Raw genomic sequence first — 20,026 nt, 5'->3', positions numbered from 1 at the left:
CCACACCATTTTATTAATTATGATATTAAATATACCTTTAACTCCGAAAATATAATTTTACTCCTAGAGCCATATAAAACTTATGGAGTTGGTGTTGTTAAATTCACATTAAATTCTTCAAAAACAACATCTCTGTCTCTCACTACTAAAGTATCATTCACCGTATGAGTCAACTCTAGTGTTGTTCTAGATAGTAATATAATACCTAATAAGTATTCCTCTTCAACAGCAACGTCTTGGTACTCATATTCTAAATACATAACGTCTCGACTTTTTCCACCCCATGCATCACCATCTTCTACAAATCTTCCTGATCCTGTAATCACAATATCACTTTCCTCATCAGCATTGCTAATTGTTATTTCTTCATTATCATTGAATGTCAAATCTAATAATATATCACCGCCACTAGGAATATCGGCTCTTCTAATAATGTTACTAGTAATAGCTTTATTTCTTCCTGCGGTTGATACTGGAGCTAATTCATCCTGTACTACATATTCTTGTTTATAAATAGTAGAGGTATCAATAACAGTTGTTTCCGTCTCACCAGTTGCCACCGTGAATTTCTCGGAAGTTCCCACAATCTTATCCTCCCCACGGCGTAAATAAATACCCTGGTATTTATTCATAAACTTAATACCAAAAAGTGTATAATCTTTAGGTAATGTAGCCCAATCCGTATCTCGTACTCTCTTTGGATCTGTAATACCAACATTTGGAACTCCGGTTAAAAGTGAATCCAATCCTTCATAACCAGTAATTCTAACAGGAAGCACATAGTTAACCGAATCTTTTTCCACAACAAATGACAATGGATCATCAAAGAATGCATCGTTAAGTTGCACGGGGATACGCCCTTTAGTAGATCCAGCAGGAATCGTTACTGGGCTCTCTTGTTCAATAGTATAATAAGCTTCGGGCAATACCTTCACGTTTATTCCAGAAGCGCCTAAATCGGCAAGGTCTATAAGACTAGGGTCCACTTCAAAGAAAACTCTTCTGTCTGTACCATTTTCATAAACCCCTGACATGACAACACCCATTTCGAATCGCCCATTATTATCATTATCATTAAATCCTAGATCATACTTACCTTGAATTAGTGTTCTTACAGGAGTTTGAAAAGGGAAATACACTGAAGTTGAACCAAAATCGTCAAATTCATTTTCCTGATTTTCACACGCCAATATACTAAAGGCAATGGCGCATATCATTATTAATTTTATTTTCATATCTAATATTTTTAAGTCTTTTAAAAATTTGCAATTAACCTACCAACCAAAATTTTGCTCAAGTTCAGAAAACTTAATGGTTTCCGCATTTGGAATTGGCATGTAAGTAGCAAATGGTTGATAATTTCTAATTTCAACAGACGGTAATTCTACATAATTATCGCCATCAAAAAAGTAACCTTTAGCGGTTTCATTTAAAAATAGTCCCCATCGTCTCATATCCCAAAACCTGCGCCCTTCAAAACTCAGTTCAATACGACGTTCGTTTCTAATTAAATCTCTCATAGCTTCTCTGCTCGTTATAGATGCTAAGTACGTATCGGGTTGAGCGATTCCAGCTCTATTACGGATTGCTCCAATAATATCTCGCGCCGACATGCCATTAACCACATTGTCTGGTCCTCCCAACTCATTGGCTGATTCGGCCAATATTAAAAATAATTCGGTATATCTAAACAAGACATTGTAATGTCTTTTTCCTTGCGCTGTTCCGTTATTATTGATTCTAACGTCTGGACGCAACAATTTCTTGAGGTAATACCCTGTAGTTGTAGATTGTTGAGCAATAGAATCTACCCTATCTAATCCGCCTCCAACGCCAGTATTAATAGTACCTCCACCAAATTCATCTCCATTAGTAACTACATATTTTTTTAATCTTGGATCTCTATTTTCATAAGGGTTTTGAGGATCATATCCATTTTCTTGGGTAGCAGGAAATCCACTTTCCATTGGAAAAGCATCCACAAAATTTTGAGTTGGATTAATCTCCCCATTACCATTCACAGATGGCGGAAACATTCTTTCCTCAAGAGCTGAACTATTACCCGCTAAAGAACCTCGCCAAAGCATTTCATTGCTATTTATGTCCTCATCCGACGTATAATACTCAACACCGTCGGGATCTAAACCAGAAACACCTCCAATATCATTCAATAAATCACTTGAAATATCAGCAGCCATCGTATAGTAGCCTTGATTGTCTAGAAATGAAGGACTCGCTGCAAATAGTGCTAAACGTGCTTTAAGTGCTTTTACAATTCTTCCTGAAATACGCAAGTCAAAATAATTATCGTTAACCACCTGGTATTTAACATAATCAAAACCTTCTAAATCTGCGTACCATGGATCTACCTCTCCCTCACTTAATCCATAATCGGTTGGTAATAATGTAAGAGCCTTGTCAAAATCTGCCATTATAGCCTGAACAGAAGCTTCGAATGATAAGCGCGGAACATTAAAATTACCATCAGGGTCAATAAATTCTGTGAAATACGGAATCCCCAATAATTCTCCAGATGCCCCTACACCTGCATGCCCTTCTAGGGCATAAAAATGATGCAAACCTCTTAATGCTAAAGCTTCACCCTCTAAACGAAGATAGAACATATCATTAGTTAGTGTATCTCTGCTCCATACTGTTTCTCTGGCATCAATAATCTTTAAAAACTTGTTAACCCAAAATACACGTTCATAGCTACCCCAACGCGACGCTGGGTTAAACTGCGAATTTAATTGGCCATTAGCCATTCTTTTGTATCCATTATTCAACTGATTATTTACAGCATCGTCGGTACCTCCTTCAGAAAATGTGTTTTGATTTATCAAGCCTGAATAGGCATTTAACAATATACCTTCTGCTCTATCCGGATTCGCGCTAACGTCATCAAACTCTAACCTGTTTTCCTCAATAGGATCGAGGGTGTCACAAGCAATCATGCCAGTAAACACAAACACAATTAATATATATTTTATTAAATTTTTCATTTTATTTATCTTAATTTTCTAATTATATTAAAATGACATTCTCAAACCAAGCGTATACGCTCTAGTGAGAGGTGCAGATCCTATTCTTAATTGGCGGATATCCTTGTTTTCAGCAATTTGAAAGAGGTTAGTGCCTTGAAGGTTTAAACTTAAATCTTCGATACCAATTTTATTACATATATAATCACTAAACTCATACGTTAACTGTGCCCGGTTAATATTAAAGAAACTGTCGTTGTACAACCAAAACGTAGACGTTCTAAAATTGTTTTGATTGTCTCGTGATGATAACCTTGGAAAAGTTGCCGTACTAGCTGTTTCTGGAGTCCAACGTCCTAAAACGACTTCAGAATATTTATCATTACCGTTTACCCCATAATAATTATTAAAACCGCTATTTAACTTATTCCCATCATCTCCTGTTTGTCCTTGCCCTAATATAAATAAATTGAATGCCTTATATTTTAAGTTTAGGTTAATACCATAAGACCAAGGGCTACTAGACTGTCCTATAGCCACTCTATCATTATCATCAATAAGATTATCGCCGTTTTGATCTACATATTTTATATCTCCTGGCTGTACCACACCAAATTGAGGCTCTGGTAACCCATCAACTAAGTCACCATTTGTATCAAAATCAGCTTCAGAATAAAACCCTTGATCCACTAAGCCAAAAATTGTAGAAAGCTCTTTTCCAACCGTGTTTTGATAATCAAACTCATTTATTTCAGATCGTTGTGATGCTTCCGTTTGGCTGTACAACACGTTAGCTCCTACGGCTACGGAAAAATCATTAAAAGTTTTATTAAAATTCAATCCTAATTCAAAACCAGTATATAAATTCTTATTAAAATTATCGTAGGGTCTAAAATTGTTGTAATAAGACGGGTATAGCGCATTCAAGAATGCTAACTGCTTATCCAACTCAGTTCTAAAATAATTAAATTCTAACCACAGTGAATTCATTAAATAACTTTCAAAACCTAAATTTAAATCTATGCGTTCTTCAAAAGTCATATCAGGGTTGGCTCCTTGAGAGATGTCTTGCCTATTGTTACGAATGCCATCTGCCCAAGTGAAATTACCCCCGTTTGAATAGTTTTCATTGTATAAAAAGTAATCGCTAACACCGTCCTCACCCGATCTTATTCCTTGATCTGAGTTAATAATACCACCGGTCGCTTTTACTTTTAAATAATTTATGAAATTACTATTTTTTAAGAATGGCTCTTCACTTAAAATATAAGCTAAACCGAGTGTCGGTGAAAACGCTCCCCTATTACCATTTGGTAATTTGATAGAGTTTACATAGGCTCCACTAAAATCTACGTAGATTTTTTTCTGAAAATCGTAAGTCATTTGTAAGCCTAAGTGGGCATCCTTATCGGTTTGAATTGCACCGTTGTTATTGTCTGTAGCATTATAAAACGCCAAGAACGTTGTATTTATAGAGGACTTTGCAGTAATGTTATTTTGGTAATTAACCAATCCGTAAACACCAAATCTCGATAAAGAACCGTTCGTATCAAGACCTTCAGCTTGATCTTTAACGTTCTCTCCAAATTCAGTAAGACCAATTATTCTATCTCCTTCCCAAGTTGGTTCATATGTTTTAAATTGATTCTCTATTGTTTGATTATAAGAATCATAGTAATCAAAACTTAAGTAAGTTTTTGCAGATAAACCTTTTGTTATGCCGCTTAAGTCAAAATTGATTGAATTATTAAACTGTGTTGTACGGAACACCGTATTACGATACCCTCCAGCAATGGCCAAAGCCACAGGTGCATTAGCACCAAACTGTTGCGATGATCCCAAAAGATTTCCATTAAATATATTTGCAGATTGCAATTGACCGACAACATCAGGGTTGCTGGTGTCTATTAAATCTAATGGCAAAAATGGTGCATAATCATTAGGTTTAAAGGTAGTATTCGCGCTGAACAGATTAGCTCTAGTCGCTCTATTGGTATTTATAATCGCAATACCATCTAAGCTACTCGTAATCCAATCATTTATTCTAAAATCTATATTCCCTCTTACATTAAAACGGTTAGATCCTTCATTTATGTCATCGTTAATATCAACCCAGGCCTTGTTACTATTCCACCCCACATTAACATAATACTGATTTTTATCATTCCCGCCAGAAAACTCCGTTATAATATTGGTGAAATTCACAAAGGGTTGCATGTACTCCCTTGAATATAGGTCTACGTCAGGGTATTTAATCTTATTAGAACTTGTTCTAAACTCTTGTATAAGCGCTGGATCAAAAACATTATCTAGTCCATCATTATTTCTAGCTTCATTAAAAAGTGTCATATAGTCCGCTGAACCAAAATATTTTGGTGTCGCCAAAGGTGTTTGTATCCCAGAACGCACATTAACATTAATTTCTTTTTTATATGCTTGTCCACGTTTGGTATTAATAACAATTACACCGTTTCTACCTTGACTACCGTATAAGGCCACCGCATTAGCATCTTTAAGCACGGTTATCTGCTCAACCTCTTCCATATTCAAAATATTAGGATCACGACCAATTACACCATCAATCACAAAAACTGCGTTTCCTATACCTCTAATATTATCTGTGCCTCTTACCCCTACTGTTAGACCATTAATATAATCTCTTACAAACTGGGTATTATCGTAAGTTAAACGATCCTTTGTATTTACCGATGAAACGGCTCCAACCATGTCACGACGGTCTTTGGTACTAACGCCCATCATAATTTCATCATCTTCCGAAGCCATAAAAAGCGATTTCTCTAAAGTAATAGTCCCAGTGAAATCAGATATATTCATCAGTTCTGATTCATAACCCTTTTTTTCAATGACAACAGCTTCATCATCATCAGCTAACTGTATTTGAAATTGTCCATTAGCATCAGTAGACGCTTTAGTTCCCTTTGGCCCAAAAACATCAACCCCGCTTATCGGATTTCCCTGCTCATCAACCACGGTTGCTTTAACTTCTATACCACTTGTCTGTGCCGTTGCCATATTAAAAAAGCAAAACAACATGAGGCAAGCTAGACTAAACAACCTATATATTTTATTTATCTTCATTTTTTTCTTTGTATTAATTAAAACGAATTTGTACTAGACTACCACCCTGGGTTTTGAGGGAAGCCCTCGTAAATTTGTGTTTGCGCTGCCGGAAATGGCAACCAATAGTGTTGCGGGTAGTCACAAACTCTATCCACAAGAAGTCTTTCTGTGAAACTACTTCTGTTTTCAGGAAAATCTAAAGCTAATTTTCTTGTGTATTTATCTAGGTGTGCTATTCCCCATCGTCTAATATCTACCCATCTATGCGATTCATAACTTAATTCCACCGCTCTTTCTCTTCTAAGCTCGTCCATAAACTTATTGTTATCTGCTACGATATCAGGATGTACATTAGGAATACCTGCGCGATTACGGAATAAATTAATTGCGCCCTCTGCAGTTAAACCATAAGAGGCTGGTGCTATGGTTGCCCCTTTAGAAGCATGTAAGGCTTCTGCATACATTAAGTACACGTCTGTAAGTCTCATATGCATACGCATACCACTATATTGCCCTATAATATTATTCCATATGCTATGATACTCCCCGTCAACTTTGGGATAAAATTTTGTCCACATATAGCCTGTTGTCGATTTTTTATTATCAAAGACCGTTCTACGGTGTATCCCTGCACTACCTGCATTTTCATACCAAAGTTGCGCAAATCTTTGATTTGCACTTGATCCCGATGCTTTTGGAGCAACCTCGTCGCCATCAATAATATGCCATCTATAAAAACGTGGATCTCGATTATCAAAAGGTTTAAGAGGATCGTAGTCTTGAGCGCCGTATGCTCCACTAAGGTCATCCTCTATTGAAAGACCATTGGCCATTCCAAAATTGTTGTGAATAAAATTATGCGTAGGAGAAATATTCTCCGATATTCTACCATGTATATCTCTATTCACTCCTGAGGTCATAAATCTTTCAACCTGACCTTGGTTACCGCCTCCAGCAGAAAATATATATTCTGTTCCTCCTGGCCATGCATTATTTGTTGGTGTTTTCCAAAATACCTCGTCATAATTGTCCCAAGTAGCTAAGGCATAGCGCCCTTGATCTGCGAGTTTAAGAATACCTGCGAAAGCATCAACAGCCATATCACATAATTCTGTGTCGTATTGGTAGGTGTTTATATTACTACCATTATTTGCAAACATTAAAGGACTTGCCGCCAATAGTAGGTTTTTTCCTTGAAATGCATAGGCTGTTCCTTTTGTAACCCTACCTTTATTCTCACCCAATGTTCTTTTTCCATAAGCCTCGTTATCCCAATCTACAGGTAGTAATTCAATAGCTCTTTTATAATCTTCATTAGCTAGTAGAGCAACTTCTTTATAGGTTTCTGGACGTGGTATTTGGAAATCGTCAATTAACACTTTATCGATGTAAGGATATCGACCCCAAAATTTCATGATTTCATTATGGAAAAAGGCTCTAAAAAAATAGGCCTGCCCAAGAATAACATCTTTTTCCGCCTGTGTGGCGTTTACCATTAAATCAATACTCTCAATTACAAGATTAGCCTTACGAATACCTTTTACGCTACCATCGTATAACCCTGGTCTTTGTCTATTAAAATTATTCTCATTTTCAACATTGGCAGAATTAGTGCCTGTTGAACCATAATCGGACCGATAGTGGTTATTAAAATAAGCAAAATTATCTGACAGCACAGCATTGAAGTTTCCGGCATCTATATCACCACTTATTTTTACTTCTCTGTTCACATGTCCGTCATCACCCAAAAGAAAATCTTGAAAGGTATGTGTTTGCATCTCATAAGAAACCACTAAGGCATACATTTCTTCCACAAAACCTTGTGCATTATTAAAGGTTGAAAAAACTTCTTCTTGGCTTAAGGTTGATTCCGGTGCCTGATCTAAATAATCTTCACATGACACCATGAATAGAAGCCCTAAGATTATTACAATATTTATTTTATAGCTTTTCATCATTTCTTTTTTTTAAAAATTCATATTAAAACCAAAGTTGAACCTTCTTAAAGTAGGATAATCTCCTCTTGACTGTGCAGCATCGTCCGAATTAAACTCTCTATCATCGGGCATGTTAGACCATAAAAACAAGTTATTACCATTAGCAAAGATTTGAAGTTTCTTTAAACCAATCTTTTCACATGTCTCTTTAGGAATGTCGTAAGATAAATTAACAGCTTTAAGCCTCGTTAAAGAACCATCCAACCAATTATCTCTGGGGTTGGTCGCTCCATTAGCTTGCCATCTTGGTTGTGTATCGGTATTATTAGGCGTCTCTTTGGTCCAATAATCTAAATCCTGTGTAAAAATTAACGGTGTTGTTTGCGTGAAGGTGTTATTACTAAACCTTCTCGAAGCATTTTGAGTGCCGTAAAATTGAACCGAGAAGCTAACACCCTTGTAACGCGCCCCTACCGTAGTACTCCAGGTTCTTTGAGGCTGTTCTGGATAACCAAAAGGTGCGTTATCAAAATTACTATTGTACACTCCGTCTCCATCAAAATCTACAAGGTCATAATACCCCACACGTGTAAAACTTTGATTCTCATTTTTTGGTGTAGACATATAAATATCGTCCCAGTTGGTTAATATTCCGGCAGGAATGGCTGTTCTTTGTTGCCCAATTGGAAAACCAGCTTGCTTTTGATAATCAGGTCTAAAAACTGGGTCGTCTCTTTTTATAATTTTATCTATGGCTTGGGTCCAGTTAAAGTCTCCAAATATATTTAAACCATTATTGAAGGTATAATTACTACCAAGAACAACTTCATAACCCCTTACCTCAACGACACCTGTGTTAAGATCTGGAGGTGTTGCTCCAAAGAAATCTGGAACCGTCTGAAGGTCTGTTCCAATAACTACAATATTATCACGATCTTCTGCAAACCAATCTAATTGACCTGTTAATAAGCCATTAAAAATTGAGAAGTCCACACCTACGTTATACTTAGTAGCCGTCTCCCACTGCAGGTTTGGATTCCCTACAACCGATTGTCTGTAAAACGTATAAGGCGATCTGCCGCCTGAATTGCCTGCAAAGGTACTTGGTACTAAAAATGCTGAACCGTTAGTTCCTCCACTTTCCCATTGGTTTTGATATCTAAACCTTCCATTAAAATTATCATCACCCACAAGTCCATAGGACCCTCTAAATTTCAAGTTATCCAACCAATCTGCATTTTCCATAAAAGCCTCGTTAGACATAGTCCAACCCCCAGCTACAGAAGGGAATAAATCGAAACGGAATCCAGGCCCAAATTTTTCAGACCCATTGTATGCGCCGTTAATATCTAAAAAATATCTTGAATCGTAGTTATAGGTTACCCTTCCTACCCAGTCCTCACGGTATCTTGGAAAAGCACTAAGCGAGTTGGAACCATTTGCAGCCTCCTGTCTTCTAAATAAAAACAACCCTGTAAAATTGTGTTTTTCACCAAACGTTCTGTTATAGTTAAGTGAAAAGTCATAAACCATTCTACGACTTCGTTGGTTATTCTCTACTTCCGTCTCCTCTAAAGTCCAAGGTGGTTGCTGATAATCAAATCGCGTATCACTATTTGGAATATTAAACATCTCCATTTCACCATCGTAGAATCTATACACAACACCTCCATCATTTAAATCTTGCCTACTCCTCATACTATTATCTAATGAAAATCGCCCTTGAAACGACAAGCCTTCAGTTATAAAGTCTAACTTTTGCTTTAGTATAAAATCTGAAGTTACTTGGAATTGTGTAAACGTATCATACCCTGAGGCCGATAAACTTACGATAGGGTTTGAGAAAATAAACGCTGAATTAAGAGATTGCCCATATAAACCATCGGGATACACCGGGGTATAAAGACTAGGCGCTATTTGATAGATTCCGTTAAGAACGGTATTTAAACCACTTGGGTTTTCTCTAATACCTAAGAAACCTGAAAGATTAACAGATAACTCGGTAGTACTTGTAATGTTAAAATCAATATTACTTCTAAAATTAAACCTTTGGTAGTTGTATTCCCCCAAATACCCTCTTCCGTTAGGATATTTCCCTCCGTCAAAAATATCATTTACTGTTTGGTAAGCTAAACTACCAAAATATTTAGCCGTTTTATTACCACCACGTACAGATAAATTCACCCTCCAATCTTGCGCAAAATCTTTTAACAACTCGTCTTCCCAATTCACGTTAGGATAAATATAACTTTCTTCCTGAGTTGCAGGGTTACGGTATTTATCAAGAATACCCAGTGGCGTATAATCTCCCCATGACAACGGCGCAACAGCTATTTCTCTAAGTATAGCACTATTTGCCTGTAATATGGCATCATAAGAATTTAACTTTTCTGGCAATTGAGACACCTGTTTGATGGTTGTATTCACACTTAAGGACAACTGTGCCTTTCCTACTTGACCGCGCTTCGTGGTAATTAAGATTACACCATTAGCCCCTTCTACACCAAAAACAGCCGTTGCAGAAGCATCTTTAAGCACAGCTAGTTTTTCAATGTCATTCATATCTATATCCGTCATCGATCTCTTAACACCATCTACAAGCACAAGAGGATCCCCGTTACCATTCCATGAACTTCGTCCACGAATAAAAATCCTCATATTATCCTCTCCAGGAGCACCACTACCTTGAATTGCGGTAACACCAGGTAAATTCCCTTGTAATGCCTCTTCCACATTGGTTATACCAGCCGCTCTTTCCATAAGTTCTTCACCTTTTACTTGCGAAATAGCTGCCACTACACTCTCTTTCTTTTGAGTACCATAACCAACAATAACTACCTCATCTAAACTAGCTATGTCCTCTTCTAGAGTTACATTGATAGTTGCATCTCCACTTACTGGCATCTCCTTAGTTTTGAAACCTATATAAGAAAACACGAGCGTTTTTTCACCAGAGGTTAACTCAAGAGCATAGTTTCCATCAAAATCTGTTGATGCGCCACGGGTTGTTCCTTTTTGTATCACACTAACACCTGGCAGAGGCATACCACCAGCATCTTTCACAACACCGGAAACCCTTTCCTGAGCACCCAAATCATTACTTGCCATGACACTGAGCACAAAAGCAAGTAAAAAAAAGAATCCAGAAATTGGATTTTGTTTTTTGAATTTTTGTTTCATTTTTAGTTTTAGTTTTAACATATAAAATTAGTTTTACTAGTCCATATTACCGCGAAATGAACGGAACAGCCCAAATCTTAATAATATGTTAACAATTTTACGAATAGCTACTTGTTTCTGTATCCTGTACTATACTGTATAGAACGTTAAAACTAAGTAATAAAAAAAAACAACAACTTTGTGTTCCTTTCTATCTCTCGTGTCAAGCTAGTTTCCCAAATATATTTTGGACTAAATTTAATAAATTAAAACAAAAAAAATAGTGTAAGCTGTTTAAGATGTTAAAACCATCTTAAATTCATTGTGAGAATTTATTGAAGAACACAAGCTATTCTTTAAATAACTAGCATAGACTTACACCTATTAAAAGCCCCGTGAACTTTCAATTTATATATATTATGGAGATTAAAGAACGTTCCATTAGAAATACAATTATCTTACCTATTGTTGAATAGTAAGATAGGTACCTTTAAAACTTTGGTTAAGCACCATAACTTGAATGGCATGCCCCATTGCATCTGGTCTTAGCTCTATAGAGGCCTGACCATTGGCCATTTCAATGATTTCACTTCCTGTAGGTGTACCATGGCTTGATATAGCTTCCCCTCCATTTAAGCATTGGAAATATACACGTTCTTCATAATCTAAACATCTCAGTCCTTTATTATCAATGGCTGTTGCTGTGACCAAATAATTGCCGTTGCTTAATTTGGAATAATGCAATTTAAGTGCACGAGCCTTCTCGTTTTTTGTAAAGCGATAATTAACTACTAAGTCATCAGTGACTTGACTATCGTTTTTAGAAACGCCAATTGCTTCTAAGTTATTTTTTCCATTAACAAAATGTACTTCCCAATTTAAACCTGCTGCAGGAAATAGTTTAGTATTTCTTTGTTTTTTACCCAAACTCTTACCATTATGAAATAGCTCTACCTCCTTACAATTACTATACACACTTACGGTTCTTTCTTTACCTTCAGGCCCTTGACGTTCTTTCCACGTATGAGATTCTATGTAAGTAAATGGTACATCGCTCCAATAACTTTTAAACACGTAAAATGCGTCTTTCGGGTTTCCAGATCTATCAACCAGTCCTTTTTGATTCATATAAGGAATAGCGTTTTCTGGTCTTAAAGGGGTTCCAAAATCTTTAAACGCCCACTGTATATTACCAACCAAAGTTGAATCGCTTTCAGAAATTCTTAAATGCCAATCAAAAAGATCGACAATATAGTTTTCGCTCCAGTCACCTATCTGAGCAATATTAGCGACATCGGTTTGTACAATGGCCTCTTCCCAGCCGTCCGATTCAATTTTTCCTTCTCCGGTAATAGGGTTTTCTGTGTGCCTCCCCACATGACTAGACCCCCCATATTCTGCATGCAAAAAATGGGGATACGCTTGTTTGTACTGATCAATTGCCTTTTGATAACTTTTATAACTGCCTGAGTACCATCCAGACCATATAGATGGCGAAAATACATCTACAATATCGGCGCCTTCATAATATTTTCTTATGGCCGTTTTACGAGAGGGATCCAAGTGGTGTGCCAAATCATTTAATTCTTCTAAATAACTATTTATCTCGGTTCTATCATCGCCTCCTTCAAAATCTGGTAACCAATAAATCTCATTGCCTAGTGACCATAAAATGATACTAGGATGGTTGAAATTTTGTTGAATGATCTCTTGCAACATCCCTTTAGTATTTTCCTTCCATTTGTCATTACCTACACCACCTCGACACCATGGCAATTCATCCCATACCAATAGGCCTAACTCGTCACAGGCTTTATAAACTTCAGGATCTTGAGGATAATGTGCCAGCCTAACAAAATTGGCACCCATATCTTTAATCAATTCCATATCGGCACGATGTTGCTTGTTCGACATAGCAGCACCAACGCCTGCGTGCTCTTCATGCCTATGTGTTCCTCTTAAAAGTAAGCGTTCTCCGTTTAAATAAAAAGCGCCATAATCCTTGAACTCAAACCAGCGAAAGCCAAATTTTTCTGCTGTCTTATCTTTGGACACATTATCTTCCAGTAATTCTACTTGAAGTGTATAAAGATTAGGTGTATTAGTATGCCACAATAAAGGATCTTTAATATCACTAAATACGATTTGAGAAACGCCATCCTTTACCCTAAACAAAGATGAAACGACCTGCTTACCATCCGCATCGATTAACGAGGCTTTAACCTCTAGGTTTTCATTACTTTCTAAACTATTTATTGTTACAACCGCATTTAATTGAGCAGATGCTTTAGAAACTTTTGGAGTTGTAATCTTAACATTTTCTAAATATGTTTCTGGCACTGTTTCTAGCCAAACATCTCTTGTAATGCCTCCATAAATAAAAAAGTCACTTTTTTGAGACGGGATAATTTCGGGATTATAACCATTATCAGCTCTAACCAACAATTCATTATTCCCCTGATGTATGGTCTCGGTTACGTCAATTTTATAACCAATATAACCACCAACATGGCCACCAACCTCTTTACCATTTAAGTATACTTTGCTCTCTATATTAACCCCTTCAAAATAGAACATATAACGTTGTCCCAGAACCTTATTTTCTATATTTAAATCTTTTTTATACCAACTGGCACTTCGTCTGTAACCAGGTGTTATATCAGTCGCATCTAAGGCATTCCAAGAATGAGGTAAACTAATGCTGTCCCAAGTATCCTGATTTAAAACCTCATTTAGGTCATCTAAGTTGTTCTCTAAATAAAGCCAACCTGAATTTATGTTTTGTTTGGTTCTTTTAACGACCTTGTCTGCCCCTTTCGAACAGGAAACCGAAACCATGACCAACATTATTAGCATAAACCTTAATGCACTTAACCACTCTTTTTTAACTCCCATATTCAATTGCTTAAAACCCGTAACCTCTTTTGGTACTATTTTGACTATCTAATTTTGCACTAAAACTGTTATTCAAATTTCCCGACTAATTCAAATTATTCAATCTTAGTAGTGTTTCTAAAAAATAATAATCCCCGTAAACTATGGGTTCATTCATTTCTAATTTTTGCGACCAATCCCCAAAACAATGGTCTAATATAAAAGGAATATCCAGCTCTGGTTTTAAAATATACGCATTAGATTTTAAGCTAGTCACCACTTTTTTACTATAGTTTAAGTAATCTTCATTTTTTGTATAGCCGTATAACTCTACCAGACCTGAAGCGACGATGGCTGCCGCAGAAGCATCCCTAGAAACATTTGGAATATCTGGATCATCAAAGTCCCAAAACGGAATACCATCTTTTGGTAGATTCTTATGATTTATAAAAAAGTTTGCAGTAGCTTCCGCACGATTCAAGAATCTTTTATCTTTTGTATATCTGTAAACCATAGTATAACCATTTATGGCCCAGCCTTGACCTCTAGCCCAAGCTGAATTATCATGAATACCTTGATGCGTTACCTTAGCTCTTACTTGCCCAGTAATGGTGTCATAATCTAATACATGCCATGTACTACCATCTGGTCTAAAATGATTATTCATCGTGGTATTGGCATGCTTAACCGCAATTTTATGGTATGTACTATCTCCAGATATTTTAGTCGCTTCAAATAAAAGTTCTAAATTCATCATATTATCAATAATCACAGGGAATTGCCAAATATCGGCATTAAAATCCCAGGATCTAATACTTCCTACTGTTTCATCAAATCGACTAGACAAAGTTTTAGCGCTTTTTACAATTACATCTTGGTAATGCTTGCTGTTAATATATTTGAGCCCATTTCCGAAACTACAAAAGACTTTAAACCCCATATCGTGGGTTTTATCATTAAACTTTTCCTTTTCTATAAAAGTTGTCCAAGCTTGTGCCCTTTCTTTATAGCTCTCATCATTAGTTAATCCATAAATTTGCCATAAGTTCCCAGCAAAAAAACCGCTAGTCCAGTCGCTTGAAGGCACTTTTTTTATTGCTCCTTCTTTATGTGAATAACTACGTGGAAAAGCTAGAGAGTCAAGCTTATAACTCAACAGATTAGCATATCGAGACTTTAATAAGGTGTCTCCACTGTCTTCAATAACAGAAGTTTTGCTTTCATTCCTGGACTTACACGATACTATGAGTGTAAATCCAAGAACAAAAACAAACAAACTAACTCTAATCATAATTAAATTTTAGTAACCCGGATTATTCGGTTCCAAATTAGGATTACGTTGTAACTCATCATTAGGCAAAGGATACAAATAATCTCTATTCGCACTAAAATTGGGTCTTTGTTCAATACCATTGGCTCCAAATACCTGATCTCCCAATCGACGTCTTTTAATGTCGTACCATCTTTTGAACTCAAAAGCTAACTCCCACTTTCTTTCCTCTAAAACCATGGTTCTAAAATCATCTTGAGATAATCCTGGAGTAACATCTGCAGGGAAATTTGTTATAGTACCTGCTTGATTTCTTGCACGCCCACGCACCCTATTAACATATCCATCAGCTTCTGTTGTACCAGGCGTAATTTCATTTAAGGCCTCTGCTGCAATTAATAGCACCTCCGCATAACGTAATTGTGCATAATTATGCTCTGACCCACGCCCATTACCATTGGAGGTTTGCCCGGTAAACCTAGCGTACTTAGCTATATATGCACTTTGGATATTTCTTGAATCGTAATTTGGAAAATTTACAAAATCATCAACAACGCCATCAAAAACACCAGTGGTATCTAAGCTAACAGATTTTCTGTAGTCACGTCCATCCCAACGGTTATAGACTTCAACGTTAGGCACAGCCACAGACCATCCGCCACCAATATCTCCAAACTCGTTAGCTCTTATACCTGTAAGAGCAGGCATATAGTCTTGTCCATAATTACCACTTCTAAATCCATTAAAATCTATAGTGAATAAGGCCTCATTTAACCCGCCTTGCTTAGTTGCATCAAATAAATCTTGAAAATCGGCAACCAAACCTAAACCAAATCTTGATTCGTTATCAATTACAAACTTTGCTTCGGTGTAAGCATTAGAGAAATCATTAGTTGTTAAATATACGAGTGCTAAATATCCCGCAGCTGTAGCTTTTGAAGGATAGGCACTTGAAGGCTGCGTATCTGGAAGCCATTGTTTTGCGTACTCTAAATCTGCAATAATCTTCGCATACACTTCTGCCTCTGATGTTTTAGAAATTGATTTTGCCGCTTCAATATCTGTAACAGGCTCATCTAAATAAGGAATATCACCAAATAAGCGAACCAAGTGAAAATAAGTATAAGCTCTAACAAAATAAGCCTGAGCCACTACCGGATTTATTTGAGATTCCTCGGCTCCTAACTGAGCTGCTCCTGCAATAGCTTCATTTGCCCCACCAATAATTTGATAAACTCTAGGCCAAAAAGAGGTAATCATTCCATTATCAGCCGAAACCGTAAAGTTATCATGATCAATACGTCTTTCTGCCGTACCTTGATCGCCAATACCAACCATATCGCTTCTTAGCATAAGTGGCAGTGAAAATTTTCTTCCCCAAAAACGTTCTTCACCCATATTACCATAAGTACCATTAATAGTCGTTTGAACATCTTGAACAGATTGGAAAAAACCATCCGGAGATAAAACTCCCTTTGGATCTTCATCAAGATCTGAACACCCAAATATTGACAAACCCGTCAATAAGAATAATAAGATTTTTATATTTTTCATTTTTTAATATTTTAAATTTTTAAAGTATCTCGCTAAACGCTTTTCAATGTATTCTTAAAACTTTAAGTTTAAACTAAAAGTTATAGACTCCAAATTTGGATAATTTCCATAATCAAAACCTTGGCTCACATTGCTGCTATTTGCGTTCGAATTATTTTGCGCTTCATAACTAACTTCTGGGTCTGTTCCAGGGTAATCTGTTATGGTCCATAAATTCTGTCCACTTAATGATACTCTTATATTATCCATTCCTATTTTGTTTACGACATCTTTAGGAAGATTATACCCTAAGGCAATGTTTCTCATTCTTACATAGCTACCATCGTAAACAAATCTAGATGTAATTCTTTTTCCACGTACTGCCGCAGAAGGCACATTTGTATTGGTGTTGGTCGGAGTCCAAACATTTAATGCTTCTTTTGTAGCATTAGAACCTCCTGACGCTAATTCAAGGAATGTGTAACTAAAAATATCACCTCCTACTGCTCCTTGGAAAAACACTCCCAAATCAAAATCTTTGTATCTAAAGGTATTGTTAAAACCAAAAGACCAATCTGGATTAGGATCACCAATTATCTTGCGATCGTCTGTATTTATAACACCATCTCTGTTACCGTCTTCATCTGGTATATCTGTAAACAACTCATCTCCAGCAACGGCTCCATCGAAAACAGCCGTACCCTCCGGAAGAGCTCCACCTTGATAAACCCCACGGTACTCATATCCGAAAAACTGACCTAATGCTTCTCCCTCTCTTAAAATATGTGTTTCGTTTTGAAGAAAATGTCCTGGTGCCGAATCTAAGAAGATGTCATTTCCATCTGGAAGTTTTGTCACCTTATTTCTATTTCTTGACCAATTAAAATCTGTATTCCAAGTGAAATTATCGGTTTGAATATTCCTAGTAGACAAAGTAATTTCATAACCTTGATTATTCATTTCTCCAATATTCTTTAAAGAGTTTAAAGTAAAATAACCCACATACTCTGGAGCCGAACTATCCCCTAAAATTAAGTCTTTCGTATCGATATTATAGTAATCGAACGTAAAGTTTACTCTATTATTCCATAACCCAAAATCTAATCCTAGGTTGGTTTGGTATGAAGATTCCCACTTTAAATCGGGATTAGCCAATTGATCTGGAACAATAGCATTTACTGTTTCGTCTCCGGCTACGGCATAGATAGCTCTATATCGCGCAAGCGATTGATAAGGATCTATGGATGGGTTACCAGTAACACCATAGCTTAAACGAAGTTTTAAATTAGATACCGTTTCATTTTCCTTTAAGAAATTCTCGTTAGACATTTTCCAACCAAAAGCACCTGAGGGAAAAAACGCATACTTATTATTCTTTGCAAAATTTGAAGCCCCATCTCTACGACCTGTAAAGGTTAATAAGAACCTGTCATCGTAGTCATAATTAATTCTACCAAATAAGGATTGTATTTCATATTCAGAATACGAAGAGGTTGGAATTAGAGGTGTTTTTCCTCCTTGTAAATTGTAATACCCTAAACTATTACTCACAAAACCTTCGGCTCCTGCCTCAAATCGTTCTGTTTTATCTTTTTGATAAGAATAACCAGCAAGTAAAGTTAAATTTCCTTTACCTATTTCTCTTTTATAAGTTAAGTAATTTTCGCTCAAGATATTAGAGTTCTTTACACTTTCAGACCTTGCTCTTCCTCCAATATTTCCACCTGCCGTAGTAATGAGTGTCGAGGGCTGAAAACGACCTCTTGTTTGGTTTCTAGTACTCCAACCAAAAGTTGTTTTAAACGTAAGACCTTCTATAATCTCATACTGTGCATAAAAATTAGCTCGGTATCTATCTATAAGCGTTTGATCTTGAGTTTCAGTTGCTATAGCATATGGGTTATCTACTTCATCCCCTACCGTATTTATGGTGTTGTTACCATCGGCATCCTTTACTCCTAAATCAGGAACAAAACGGTAAGCTAAGGAAATAACGTCACCACTGCCTCGACCACCAGATTGGGCCTGCGTGGTAACACCGTCTTTTGTGCTTCTGCTACCAAATGAATTAAACCCAACTTTAAATTTATCAGTAATATCGGCATCGACGTTACCTAAGAAAGAAAAACGCTCAAAACCAGAGTTAACAACAACACCTTTTTGATCAAAATAGTTACCAGACACGTAGTAATTAATCTTTTCTGAGCCTCCGGAAAATGACAATTGATAATTTCCCGTATTTCCTGTTTGATAAATTAAATCTTGCCAATCTGTATTATCAGGTCCTTGCTGATAAGATGGATTGATAGCTTGTTGATAATTAGCAAACTCATTGGCGTTCAATAAATCTAAAGTGTTAGACACATTTTGAATAGAATAGTCGGTATTCAACTCTACTGTCATTTTTCCTTTCTTTCCCTTCTTAGTTGTTACCATAATAACTCCATTAGCACCTCTAGAACCATAAATAGCAGTTGCCGATGCATCTTTTAATACCTCTACAGATTCAATGTCGGCTGCTTGCGGATATGCAGCTCCAACAAAACCATCAACCACAACTAGGGCTGCACTACTTGCTCCAATAGAAGTATTACCTCTGATTCTAACTGCAATTGGTGATCCTGGTTCACCTCCATTGTTAGATTGCACAACAACACCAGCCGCACGTCCTTGAAGGGCTTGTTGAGCATCTAGAACGGGAAAAGCTGTTAACTCTTCCGAATCTACGGAAGACACAGACCCCGTTAAATCGCTTCTTTTGGTAGAGCCGTAACCTACAACAACGACTTCATCTAAAGCACTTACGTCCTCAGATAAACTAACGTTGATGTTCACCCCACTTGAAACAAGAATTTCCTTTGAAATGTAACCAATATAACTGAACACTAAGGTTGCTCCCTCGGTCACGTCAATAGAATAATTTCCATCGAAATCTGTAGAAGTTCCTGAAGTACTTCCCTTAATAATAACATTTACACCAGGAAGCGGCATACCATCTGCCTCTCCCGTTACTGTTCCCGTAATTGTTTTCTCTTGCGCGGTTGCTGTAAACGCAAAACAAAAACCTAACAACACAAAGAACACATTTCTTAATAGTTTGTTTTTTTTCATTAGTTTAAAATTTAGTTAATCTTAGCTCAAATAAATAATTACTAAACTGAACACTACTATAATGACAATTAAAATCAACT

At 36.6% G+C, this 20,026-nt stretch carries 9 protein-coding genes; all 9 read right to left on the bottom strand.

The window, feature by feature from the left end; all coding sequences use genetic code 11:
- Positions 1-80: 80 nt before the first annotated feature.
- The 9 genes from E5D58_RS04945 to E5D58_RS04905 all read right to left on the bottom strand — a co-directional run bounded on the left by E5D58_RS04945 (position 81) and on the right by E5D58_RS04905 (position 19,946).
- On the bottom strand, positions 81-1,217 hold the full coding sequence (locus tag E5D58_RS04945; RefSeq protein WP_168796632.1) for a DUF5627 domain-containing protein: 1,137 nt from the start codon (positions 1,215-1,217) through the stop codon (positions 81-83).
- Positions 1,218-1,274: 57 nt separating this feature from the next.
- A complete protein-coding gene (locus tag E5D58_RS04940; RefSeq protein WP_136480732.1) occupies positions 1,275-3,002 on the bottom strand; it encodes a RagB/SusD family nutrient uptake outer membrane protein in 1,728 nt (575 codons plus the stop codon).
- 27 nt (positions 3,003-3,029) lie between these two features.
- Positions 3,030-6,014: a SusC/RagA family TonB-linked outer membrane protein gene (locus E5D58_RS04935; RefSeq protein WP_168796631.1), complete on the bottom strand. Its 2,985-nt coding sequence runs from the start codon at positions 6,012-6,014 to the stop codon at positions 3,030-3,032.
- Positions 6,015-6,118: 104 nt separating this feature from the next.
- Complete coding sequence (locus E5D58_RS04930; protein WP_136480730.1) at positions 6,119-8,020, bottom strand: RagB/SusD family nutrient uptake outer membrane protein; 1,902 nt, start codon at positions 8,018-8,020, stop codon at positions 6,119-6,121.
- Positions 8,021-8,029: 9 nt separating this feature from the next.
- The gene (locus E5D58_RS04925) at positions 8,030-11,179 is read right to left on the bottom strand and encodes a SusC/RagA family TonB-linked outer membrane protein (RefSeq protein ID WP_168796630.1); all 3,150 of its coding nucleotides are present in this window, start codon (positions 11,177-11,179) and stop codon (positions 8,030-8,032) included.
- A gap of 441 nt (positions 11,180-11,620) precedes the next feature.
- Entirely contained in the window at positions 11,621-14,053 is a 2,433-nt protein-coding gene (locus E5D58_RS04920) for a glycoside hydrolase family 2 protein (protein WP_235835843.1), read from the bottom strand.
- A gap of 85 nt (positions 14,054-14,138) precedes the next feature.
- Entirely contained in the window at positions 14,139-15,323 is a 1,185-nt protein-coding gene (locus tag E5D58_RS04915) for a glycoside hydrolase family 88 protein (RefSeq protein ID WP_136480728.1), read from the bottom strand.
- 9 nt (positions 15,324-15,332) lie between these two features.
- On the bottom strand, positions 15,333-16,856 hold the full coding sequence (locus E5D58_RS04910) for a RagB/SusD family nutrient uptake outer membrane protein (protein ID WP_136480727.1): 1,524 nt from the start codon (positions 16,854-16,856) through the stop codon (positions 15,333-15,335).
- A gap of 54 nt (positions 16,857-16,910) precedes the next feature.
- Positions 16,911-19,946 (bottom strand): SusC/RagA family TonB-linked outer membrane protein, encoded by a 3,036-nt coding sequence (locus tag E5D58_RS04905; protein ID WP_136480726.1) that lies wholly within the window; start codon positions 19,944-19,946, stop codon positions 16,911-16,913.
- Between the last annotated feature and the right edge of the window lie 80 nt (positions 19,947-20,026).

Source organism: Cognatitamlana onchidii (assembly GCF_004804355.1).
In the GTDB taxonomy this organism is placed as follows: domain Bacteria; phylum Bacteroidota; class Bacteroidia; order Flavobacteriales; family Flavobacteriaceae; genus Cognatitamlana; species Cognatitamlana onchidii.
Note: the sequence above shows the minus strand (reverse complement) of the source record. Positions and strands in the feature narration are given on the sequence as shown.